Below are 8,397 nucleotides of genomic sequence, written 5' to 3'. Positions count from 1 at the left end.
CGCCCCCCCCCGCCGCTGGCGTCCAGCAGGCCGGCGACGAAGCCCAGCAGCGGCACCCGCCGCACCTCGCGGCGCGGCAGCGCACGGCCGGCCGCGCGCAGCAGGATCAGCACCGCCAGGGCCAGCAGATACAGATAGACGAAGGGGCGGATCAGCTCGCCCGGCAACTGGGTCAGCACGTAGGCGCCGGCGACCCCGCCGACCATGCCCGGCAGCGCCAGGCGCAGGAACAGCCGCTTGTCGACGTTGCCCAGGGCCAGGTGCGACAGGCCCGAGGCGCCGGTGGTGAACACCTCGGCGCTGTGCACGCTGGCGCTGACCACCGCCGGCGGCAGGCCCAGGCTCAGCAGGACCGAGGACGAGACCAGGCCGAACGCCATGCCCAGCGCGCCGTCCACCAGCTGGGCGGCCAGGCCGACCAGCACGAACCAGTAGAAGGTCTCGCTCAGCACCATCGTGCCGGGCCTATCGACCCATGGCGGTCAGCGCGCGCCGTACAGCACCACGGTCTTGCCGCGGGCGTGCAGGATGCCGTCGACCTGCAGCTTCTTCAGCACGCGGCCGGCCATCTCGCGCGAGCAGCCGACCAGTCGCGCCAGTTCCTGCCGCGACACGCGCAACTGCATGCCCTGCGGGTGGCTCATCGCCTCCGGCTCCTGGGCCAGATCGTGCAAGGTGCGCACGATGCGGTCGGTCACGTCCAGGAACGCCAGGCGGCTGGCCTTGCGCGAGGTGTCCAGCAGGCGCTTGGACAGCTGCACGCCGATCGCGTACAGCACCCGCGGCGCATCGGACGACAGCGAGCCCAGGAACAGCTGGTGCAGGCGCTCGTAGCTGATCTCGGCCAGTTCGCAGGGCGTACGGGTGCGCAGGATCACCTCGCGCTGGTCGGACTCGATGAACAGGCCCATCTCGCCGACGAACTCGCCGCTGCCGAAATAGCCCAGCACCAACTCGCGGTCGTCATCTTCCTCGGCGATGATGCTGACCGAGCCGCTGACCACGTAGTACAGGGTGCCGGCCGGATCGCCGGGCCTGAACACGTCCGTCCGCGCCGGATAGCGGCGACGGTGGCTGTGGGCCAGGAAGCGGTCGATGGTGGCGGTGTCCAACGTCAAAGGACTTGGAGCGATGCGCACAGGTGCTGCAGTGGATGTGTTTCCGGGGCTCATGGCGGCTTCGCTACGGCGTAATTCCCGAAGCTTAACGGGACGCGTTCGCGGCGGCAAACAAGAGACGGACGCCACGTTTCGCAGCGCGGCCATTTGGCTCATAATTGATTGGCTTTCCCCCCGACCCACTTCCAGAGGATCCACGCCGTGGTCAAGCCGTTGCCTCGCCTGAGGCTGCAAGGTTTCAACAACCTCACCAAGGCGTTGAGCTTCAACATCTACGACGTCTGCTACGCGATCTCCGAAGAGGAGCGCCAGCGCTACATCGAGTACATCGACGAGCAGTACGACGCCGATCGCCTGACCCAGATCCTCACCGATGTGGCCGAGATCATCGGCGCCAACATCCTCAACATCGCGCGCCAGGACTACGACCCGCAGGGCGCCTCGGTGACGATCCTGATCTCCGAGGAGCCGGTCATCGACAAGAAGGCGGCGGGCAAGGAGATCATTTCCGATGCCGTGGTCGCGCACATGGACAAGAGCCACATCACCGTCCATACCTACCCGGAAACCCATCCGCAGCACGGTATCGCCACGTTCCGCGCCGACATCGATGTCGCCACCTGCGGCGTGATTTCGCCGCTGAAGGCCCTCAATTACCTGATCGAGAGCCTGGAATCGGACATCGTGATCATGGATTACCGCGTGCGCGGCTTCACCCGCGACGTGAAGGGCAAGAAGCACTACATCGACCACAAGATCAACTCGATCCAGAACTTCCTGGCCAAGAACGTCAAGTCGCGCTACGAGATGTTCGACGTCAACGTCTATCAGGAGAACATCTTCCACACCAAGATGCACCTGAAGGACTTCGACCTGGACCAGTACCTGTTCGAGGAAAAGGCCAAGAATCTCTCGTTCAAGGAGCGCATGCGCATCGAGGCGCTGCTCAAGCGCGAGATCGAGGAGCTGTTCCACGGGCGCAACCTGTCCGAGTAAGCGCTCCACACCGGCGGGACGGCCCGCCCGCAGCACGCGCTGCGACCCCTGCCGACGGCGGCCCGATGTGCAGACATCGGGCCGTTTTCGTTTTCATTTGTCTACGGAGAAAGACAATGCCCTGGATCTACCTGCTGCTCGCCGGTCTGTTCGAGATCGGCTTCGCCCTCGGCCTGAAGTACAGCGAAGGCTTCACCCGGCCGTGGCCGACCGTGGCCACCCTGGCCGGTGCGGGCCTGAGCCTGTGGCTGCTGACCCAGGCGCTCAAGCACATCCCGCTGGGCACCGCCTATGCGATCTGGACCGGGATCGGTGCACTGGGCACGGCGGTGCTCGGCATCGCCCTGTTCGGCGACAGCGCCTCGCCGGCGCGGTTGGCCTGCATCGGCCTGATCGTGGTTGGGGTGATCGGCCTGAAGCTGGTCGGGCACTGAGCGCAGCCCGCGCGCGCGTGGGCCTCAGGCGGCGGCGATGCGGCGCCGGGTCAGCACCCGGCCGATCAGCAGCCGGTGCGCGACCACCGCCAGCAGGGCGGCGATCGACAGCGCGATCAGCGCGCGGGTGAACACGCTGCCGAGGTTGCCGGCGTGCTGCAGCTGGTCCAGGCGCCCGAAGCGTGCGGGATCGGCATTGGCGTAGGCGATCTCGACCGTGGCGCCGTCCAGCAGCAACGGCGCGGCTTCCGCGCCGCTGGCCTCGAAGGCGCCGCTGTGCAGGCGGCCCTTGCTCTCGAACACATAGTGGAAGCGGTAGCGCACCAGTGGCTCGGTCTGCACGCCGAAGGCGCCGTCGGCGATCACCGGGACGGTGGCGACGGAATGGTCGCGCAGGATCGCGCTGGCCTGGCGGTAGTCGCCGAGCAGGTGATGCAGCAGGGCGCCGCCGCCGATCGCGAACAGGGTCGCGAACAGCAGGCGCGACAACCAGCGGGTCCGGGGCGATGGCAGATGGGGCGAGGATGCGGGCATGACAGTCTGCAGGCGGAGCGCACGCGGGCGCGACTCGGCACGGGTACATCGGTGGCTGCGGCACATGGCGATACCGCAGCCGGAACGGCGTGCGCCGACGTGGAATCAGTCAGCGTTCGTTCACTTTAACGCGATCGGCCCGGCAATGCCAGCCGGGGTCGCATCGGCCCGACCGGCGGGCGGCTACAGCCGATAGGCGACGGCCTTCATCAGTCGCGAGGCGGCGGCCATGACCGTGGGGATCGGCGGCGGCAGGCGTCGTGCCCCGGCCTGTTCGGCATGTTCGGCGTGGCGGGCCTCGTCGGCCTTCATCACCTTCAGCACGTCGCGGCTGCGCAGGTCCGCCGGCGGCAGGGTCTGCAGGTGTTCGTCCAGGTGCGCCTCGACCTGGCGCTCGGTCTCGACCACGAAGCCCAGGTTCCAGCCGTCGCCGCGCAGCCCGGCCAGGGTGCCGATCGCGTAGCTGCCGGCGTACCACAGCGGATTGAACAGGCTGGGGCGGCTGTCCAGTTCGCGCAGCCGCGCCGCGCACCAGGCCAAGTGGTCGGTCTCTTCCTGCGCCGCCTCCAGCAGGTGCGCACGGGTGGCCGGATCGTGCGCGACCGCGGCCTGGCCGAAATACAGACCCTGCGCGCAGACCTCGCCGACGTGGTTGATGCGCATCAGGCCGGCGGCATGGCGGCGCTCGTCCGGCGCCAGCACCATATCGGCGGTGGCCGCGGCCGGGTAGGGGCGCTGCGCCGGCGGGTCGCCGAATACGGTCTCCAGCGCGCGCTGGGCCTCGACCAGGGCGCGATCGAGCGGGGAATGCTGGCGGCTGGCGGTCATGGGGGAAGCCCGGAAGCAGTGGGGATCCCGATTTTCGCCCCCCGGCCGGCGCACTGCCAAGCGCGCCGCCTGCCCGATCTCCGCCGGTCATGGGTGGACTTGCGCCGGCCGGCCGGGCCGCGTAGAATTTCGCCTCTTGCGTTTTTGCAATTCACAACGCGTGGCAAAGTTCCGGCCGTTCGCTGCAGGAATCCGCCCGACCAACCGAGTCTGATCATGAGCACCTTCACTGCTAAGTCCGAGACCGTCCAGCGCGACTGGTATCTCGTCGACGCCGCCGGCAAAACGCTGGGCCGGCTTTCCACCGAACTGGCCCGCCGCCTGCGCGGCAAGCACAAGCCGGTCTACACCCCGCACGTCGATACCGGCGATTACCTGGTGGTGATCAACGCCGAGAAGATCGTCGTCACCGGCAACAAGCTCAAGGACAAGAAGTACCACCGCTTCACCGGCTACATCGGCAACCTGAAGACCGAGAGCCTGGAGCAGGCGCTGGAGCGCCACCCGGAGCGCGTGATCGAAATCGCGGTCAAGGGCATGCTGCCCAAGGGCCCGTTGGGCCGCGCGATGTACCGCAAGCTCAAGGTCTATTCCGGTGCGGAGCATCCGCACGCCGCTCAGCAGCCGCAGGTTCTGGATATCTAATCATGGCGATTTCGCAAAACTACGGCACTGGCCGCCGCAAGTCCTCCACCGCCCGCGTGTTCCTGCGCAAGGGCACCGGCAACATCTCCGTCAACGGCCGTCCGCTGGACGAGTTCTTCGGCCGCGAGACCGCGCGCATGATCGTGCGCCAGCCGCTGGAGCTGACCAAGAACACCGAAAGCTTCGACATCCTGGTCACCGCCACCGGCGGCGGCACCACCGGCCAGGCCGGTGCGATCCGCCTGGGCATCGCCCGCGCGCTGGTCGAGTACGACGAAACCCTGAAGACCGAGCTGCGCAAGGCCGGCTTCATGACCCGCGACGCCCGCGAAGTCGAGCGTAAGAAGGTCGGTCTGCACAAGGCCCGTCGCGCCACCCAGTTCTCCAAGCGCTGATCCATCGCGCCTGGCGTGGGCTCCCTCGGGAGCCTGCTGGGGACCAAGCAAAAGCCCGGCTTCGGCCGGGCTTTTGTCGTTTGGGTTTGGTGGGTGCGTCGGCCGATGCGCCAGCAGTTGTCGCGGATCAGCCTCGCTGGATCTGCGTGCGGTGCGCGGGTGATCGCCGGCCTAGTCGGAGGTCCGGGTTCGCTACTGGCTCTTGCTATCCAGGCTTCCGGATCGCGGGTCTTGCTGGCCGATGGCAATTCATCCGGGCCACACCCGTTGCCGGCGACTCGCATCCCATCTGGTGGAGTAGCCCCTTGGAGTCCAAGAGGGCGCGCCGACAGGCGCGGGGATGTGGAGGCGGAAGGCCGGGGCCCGCACCTTGCGTAGCAAGGTGTGGGGCGCAGGCGCGTAGCGCCTGCGCGAACCCGCAGCCAAACACACAAAAAAGGCCGATCTTTCGATCGGCCTTTTTTGTGTGTTTGGCTGCCCCGGATGGATTCGAACCACCGAATGCCTGAGTCAGAGTCAGGTGCCTTACCGCTTGGCGACGGGGCAATGTGGACTGCAAGTATCGCACGCCTTGGGCGTACACACCATGGTGGCTATGGGTGGACTCGAACCACCGACCCCAGCATTATGAGTGCTGTGCTCTAACCGGCTGAGCTACATAGCCCTGGTGAACCGCCAATTCTTATGGAGAAGCGGGCGGCTGTCAACGGGTTTTTGCGCTGCTTGTGGCCCGGCCGCAGCCATGGCAGAGTCGGAGCCAGTAGATTTTTCAGGAGTCCGCATCGTGATCGATCCGGACGGCTATCGACCGAACGTAGGCATCGTGCTGATGCGGCCGGATGGTCAGGTGTTCTGGGCACGCCGTGTGCGCCGGGACGGCTGGCAGTTCCCGCAAGGCGGCATGAACACCGACGAGACCCCGGTGGAGGCCATGTACCGCGAGTTGCGCGAAGAAACCGGGCTGTTGCCCGAGCATGTGGAAGTGCTCGGCGCCACTCCCGGTTGGCTGCGCTATCGCCTGCCCAGCCGGGCCATCCGCCGCAACGAGCGCCAGGTCTGCATCGGCCAGAAGCAGGTCTGGTTCCTGTTGCGGATGCAGTGCGACGAGAGCCAGCTGAACCTGGAACTGACCGAGACGCCGGAGTTCGATCACTGGCGCTGGGTCGATTTCTGGTACCCGGTGGAGCACGTGGTGCTGTTCAAGCGCGGGGTCTACGCGCGGGCGCTGCGTCATCTGGCGCCCCTGGCGCAGACCATCGCCGGCGCCGGCATCCGCGCCATGCCGACCCTGGCCCAGGAGGCTTGGCTGCCGGGCAATACGGCGGGCCACGAGCGGCCGCGCAAGCGTCCACGCAAGCGCGGCGGGCCTTGGGCGGCGCGGATTAATAACGATTAACGGGCGGAATTGACAACCATTCTCACTTTGGTTTGAATGGGCGCCAGGCGCAGTCCGCGCCGTCCGCCGCCAAGCCCGCCGTGTACGTCTGCATCTGCAATGGGGTCACCGATCGCCAGATCCGCGAAGCCGCCGAAGCCGGCTGCCGCAGCGTGTCCGAACTGACCATGCGCACGGGCTGCGGGGCCACCTGCGGCTCCTGCCTGGACATGGCCGGCGACCTGCTGGAGCGCGCGCTGAGCCGCGAGCTGCCCCTGCCGGTGCTCGGCGGCCTAGCCCGCGCCGCCTGAGGCCGTGGCCGCGCTGCAGCGCGGGATGATCACGATTCGCGTTCCTTCACGTCGCAGCGCGATTCGCTAGAGTCTGCGCTTTCCGGCTTACGCGAGCGATGCAATGAAGGGCGACAGCAAAGTCATCGAGTTCCTCAACAAGGTCCTCTACAACGAGCTGACCGCGATCAACCAGTACTTCCTGCACGCCAAGATGCTGAAGAACTGGGGTCTGAAGGAACTGGCCGAGCACGAGTACAAGGAATCCATCGACGAGATGAAGCACGCCGACAAGCTGGCGGACCGCATCCTGTTCCTCGAGGGGCTCCCCAACTTCCAGGCGCTGGGCAAGCTGCGCATCGGCGAGAACCCCAAGGAAATCCTCGAGTGCGACCTGGCGCTGGAGCAGGACGGCACGGTCACCCTGCGCGAAGGCATCGCCTACGCCGAATCGATCCAGGACTACGTCAGCCGCCAGTTGCTGGCCGACATCCTGGAATCGGAAGAAGAGCACATCGACTGGCTGGAAACCCAGCTCGACCTGATCGACCGGATCGGCGAGCCGAACTACCTGCTGACCAAGCTCGACGACTGAATCGTCGGCGCATCACGCCGCGGCGCTGGCCTGTGGCGCCGCGCAGGCTGCTGTTCGCTCTGCGCTCCGGGATGGCGCTGACATGCACGTGTGGGAGCGGCTTCAGCCGCGACGCGTTGATGGTGATCGTCGCGGCTGAAGCCGTTTCTGCACGCACCGGGCAGGCGACGACTGCGGCGGTACGGCGCAAGCGCAGCGAGACCTTCCTGTGCGGACCACCGCAACACGTCGTTGCTGAATCTCGCGGCGTCCTCTGCGCGTGATCGCGGGTGGAGCATGCGGCTTGGCGAAGGTTATGCAGGTGCACCACGACAGCCATGCATGCACAGCGCCACTGTTCCTGTAAGAGCGGCTTCAGCCGCGATGGCGTTACCGGTAGCGCCTTGTCGCGCGGAAGCGCTCCTACAAGAAAGGCAGTAGACCGTGCGTCGATGTCTTCGATGCACTGTGGCCGGGTCTCGCGGGCGCGTGTCGTCTGCAGACGCGCCGTAGCGCGATACCGCGCTAGGGTTCGGCGGGTTCGGCGGTGTCGCGGACGCTGGCGCGGTAGCCGCTCAGCGCCAGGCGCGCGCGCGCGAACTCGGCGATCACCAGGGCGACCGCGACCACGGGGCGATCCAACGTGCCGGTGCGCACGCCCGATTCGATGCGCAGCGCCGCCGCCGACAGCGCCAGTGCGCCGAGGTTGGCGGCCGAGGACTTCAGCGTGTGTGCGGCCTCGCGCAGCGCGTCGCTCTGCGCCGTCGCCGCAGCCTGCTCCAGGCGCTGGATCAGCAGCGGCGCATCGGCCAGGAACAGCTCGACGATCTGCGCCACGCTGGCCGAGCCGATGACCTCGCGCAACTCGTCGAGCACGGCGATCTCCAGCACCGGCGCCGGTACCGCTGATGGCGGTTCCGGATCGTCTGCCTCCGGCGCGGCGAGCGGCGGCGTCGACGTTGCGGTGGCGCCGCGCGATGCCAGGTCCTGGTCCAGCGCAGGCGCTGCCGGGGGGGCGTCGAGCGTGGCGTGATCGGGCGATGGCAGCGAGGCGGTCGATGTGGTGATGGGCCTGGACGCCGTGTCAGCGTCCGCCGTGTGCAGGGTGGTGTGGGGGCTGTCCTGCGGTTCGACGTGCATCGCGTCGGCGAGCGCATCCGCCGCTGGCCCGCTGGCGATCGCCGCGGACCGGTCCCCGGCTGCATCCG

12 protein-coding genes and 2 tRNA genes are annotated in these 8,397 nt (G+C 67.5%); 7 read left to right on the top strand and 7 right to left on the bottom strand.

Features of this window, described 5'->3' with window-relative positions; translation table 11 throughout:
• Both D183_RS0118655 and crp read right to left on the bottom strand, forming a co-directional pair.
• Positions 1-455, bottom strand: a 455-nt coding sequence (locus tag D183_RS0118655; protein ID WP_017910334.1) for a sulfite exporter TauE/SafE family protein, incomplete at its 3' end; no start/stop codon positions are given.
• Between the two features lie 27 nt (positions 456-482).
• A complete protein-coding gene (gene crp / locus D183_RS0118650) occupies positions 483-1,172 on the bottom strand; it encodes a cAMP-activated global transcriptional regulator CRP (RefSeq protein ID WP_010341415.1) in 690 nt (229 codons plus the stop codon).
• A gap of 147 nt (positions 1,173-1,319) precedes the next feature.
• On the opposite strand from crp, the gene speD reads away from it, so the two are divergent.
• A complete protein-coding gene (gene speD / locus D183_RS0118645) occupies positions 1,320-2,114 on the top strand; it encodes an adenosylmethionine decarboxylase (RefSeq protein ID WP_017910332.1) in 795 nt (264 codons plus the stop codon).
• Between the two features lie 116 nt (positions 2,115-2,230).
• Positions 2,231-2,548, top strand: a complete 318-nt coding sequence (locus tag D183_RS0118640; protein WP_017910331.1) for a DMT family transporter — start codon at positions 2,231-2,233, stop codon at positions 2,546-2,548.
• 24 nt (positions 2,549-2,572) lie between these two features.
• On the opposite strand, the gene D183_RS0118635 is transcribed toward D183_RS0118640, so the two are convergent.
• Together D183_RS0118635 and coq7 are read right to left on the bottom strand one after the other, a co-directional pair.
• On the bottom strand, positions 2,573-3,082 hold the full coding sequence (locus tag D183_RS0118635) for a hypothetical protein (protein ID WP_232757310.1): 510 nt from the start codon (positions 3,080-3,082) through the stop codon (positions 2,573-2,575).
• Positions 3,083-3,265: 183 nt separating this feature from the next.
• Positions 3,266-3,910: a 2-polyprenyl-3-methyl-6-methoxy-1,4-benzoquinone monooxygenase gene (gene coq7 / locus D183_RS0118630; RefSeq protein WP_017910329.1), complete on the bottom strand. Its 645-nt coding sequence runs from the start codon at positions 3,908-3,910 to the stop codon at positions 3,266-3,268.
• 216 nt (positions 3,911-4,126) lie between these two features.
• Between coq7 and rplM the strand changes: the two genes are divergently transcribed.
• Positions 4,127-4,555: a 50S ribosomal protein L13 gene (gene rplM / locus D183_RS0118625; RefSeq protein WP_010341420.1), complete on the top strand. Its 429-nt coding sequence runs from the start codon at positions 4,127-4,129 to the stop codon at positions 4,553-4,555.
• A gap of 2 nt (positions 4,556-4,557) precedes the next feature.
• The gene (rpsI, locus tag D183_RS0118620) at positions 4,558-4,950 is read left to right on the top strand and encodes a 30S ribosomal protein S9 (RefSeq protein ID WP_010341421.1); all 393 of its coding nucleotides are present in this window, start codon (positions 4,558-4,560) and stop codon (positions 4,948-4,950) included.
• A gap of 471 nt (positions 4,951-5,421) precedes the next feature.
• Here rpsI and D183_RS0118615 read toward each other — a convergent pair.
• Positions 5,422-5,496 (bottom strand) — tRNA-Gln (locus D183_RS0118615).
• A gap of 41 nt (positions 5,497-5,537) precedes the next feature.
• Positions 5,538-5,614, bottom strand: a tRNA-Met gene (locus D183_RS0118610).
• Positions 5,615-5,734: 120 nt separating this feature from the next.
• Between D183_RS0118610 and D183_RS0118605 the strand changes: the two genes are divergently transcribed.
• From D183_RS0118605 to bfr, 3 genes are all read left to right on the top strand, one after another.
• Complete coding sequence (locus tag D183_RS0118605) at positions 5,735-6,346, top strand: RNA pyrophosphohydrolase (RefSeq protein WP_010341422.1); 612 nt, start codon at positions 5,735-5,737, stop codon at positions 6,344-6,346.
• Positions 6,347-6,426: 80 nt separating this feature from the next.
• Positions 6,427-6,636 carry a (2Fe-2S)-binding protein gene (locus tag D183_RS0118600; RefSeq protein ID WP_017912292.1) on the top strand — a complete coding sequence of 70 codons (210 nt, stop codon included), beginning with the start codon at positions 6,427-6,429 and terminating at the stop codon, positions 6,634-6,636.
• Positions 6,637-6,739: 103 nt separating this feature from the next.
• On the top strand, positions 6,740-7,210 hold the full coding sequence (gene bfr, locus D183_RS0118595) for a bacterioferritin (RefSeq protein WP_017910327.1): 471 nt from the start codon (positions 6,740-6,742) through the stop codon (positions 7,208-7,210).
• A gap of 504 nt (positions 7,211-7,714) precedes the next feature.
• On the opposite strand, the gene D183_RS25230 is transcribed toward bfr, so the two are convergent.
• On the bottom strand, positions 7,715-8,397 hold a 683-nt coding region (locus D183_RS25230), incomplete at its 5' end, for an Hpt domain-containing protein (RefSeq protein ID WP_039728620.1).

It is taken from the genome of Xanthomonas sp. SHU 199 (genome assembly GCF_000364665.1).
GTDB classification, from domain to species: domain Bacteria; phylum Pseudomonadota; class Gammaproteobacteria; order Xanthomonadales; family Xanthomonadaceae; genus Xanthomonas_A; species Xanthomonas_A sontii.
The sequence above is the reverse complement of the archived record's forward strand: the minus strand, read 5'-3'. Positions and strand labels throughout refer to the sequence as shown.